This window comes from Anoxybacillus sp. LAT27, from assembly GCF_022030075.1.
Classification (GTDB): Bacteria; Bacillota; Bacilli; order Bacillales; family Anoxybacillaceae; genus Anoxybacillus; species Anoxybacillus kestanbolensis.
In genome coordinates this window covers 1-1,036 of record NZ_JAIWYK010000039.1, presented here as the reverse complement: position 1 = coordinate 1,036, position 1,036 = coordinate 1, and the positions used below count along the sequence as shown (strand labels likewise).

The 1,036-nt window shown below is 44.8% G+C and carries 1 protein-coding gene; it reads left to right on the top strand.

What is annotated here, in order from left to right; translation table 11 throughout:
- Positions 1-876, top strand: an 876-nt coding sequence (locus LD028_RS02280; protein ID WP_237810808.1) for a COX15/CtaA family protein, incomplete at its 5' end; no start/stop codon positions are given.
- Positions 877-1,036 lie beyond the last annotated feature (160 nt).

Below are 1,036 nucleotides of genomic sequence, written 5' to 3'. Positions count from 1 at the left end.
CTCGTCACAAAAACAGGCTCAGGCATGGGGTGCGGTCGTTCGTGGCCGCTGTGTCACGGACAGCTCATCCCATCCAACATTACGGTAGAGTTGCTTATTGAATTAAGCCACCGTGTTGTCTCTGGTGTCGTTGGGTTGATGGTACTTATTTTATCCATTTGGGCTTGGAAAGCGATCGGTCATATTCGTGAAACGAAGTTTTTGGCGATCGTATCGTTTGTTTTTCTCGTCTTACAAGGGTTGATCGGCGCTGCCGCGGTCGTATGGGGCCAATCGGACGTTGTGCTAGCGCTTCATTTTGGCATTTCGCTCATTTCATTTGCGGCCGTCTTTTTATTGACGTTGTTTATTTTTGAAGTCGATAAAAAATTTGATGCCGCGTCCGTCGTGCTTGATCGTACGATGAAATTTCATATTTACGGCATTATTGCGTATTGCTATATCGTCGTATATACAGGCGCGCTCGTGCGCCATAAACAAGCGAGTTTAGCGTGCCCGAGCTGGCCGTTTTGCGCACAAACAAGGTTCTTCCCAACCCAACTACATGAATGGGTGCAAATGGGTCACCGCTTCGCCGCGGGATTATTATTTATTTGGATTTTCATAGCGACGATATATGCGATGAAACGATATAAACAACAGCCAATTATGTATTGGGGCTGGCTGATTGCGTTCGCTCTTGTCAGCTGCCAAGTCGCAACAGGGGCGCTCGTCGTCTTTACAGAGTTGAACTTATACGTCGCCTTAGCACATGCGTTTTTTATTTCCTGTTTGTTCGGTGTATTAAGTTACTTTGTGCTACTGGCAACGCGCAGTCAAAAACAAAAAGATGCGCCGCAACGATCGAACGTCATTCCATCTGCCGTATTAAAATAAAAGAACGAGGGATCCCCTCGTTCTTTTACAGACTGTTGAAAAACGATTTTGTCAAGGACAAAATCGTTTTTCTTTTGTTAATATGTTAAAGGAAAACTATGAAGAAGGAGAGGTAGAAGTATGTACCGTCCTTTCTCCAAGTCAGAATTGAAAAAGAACA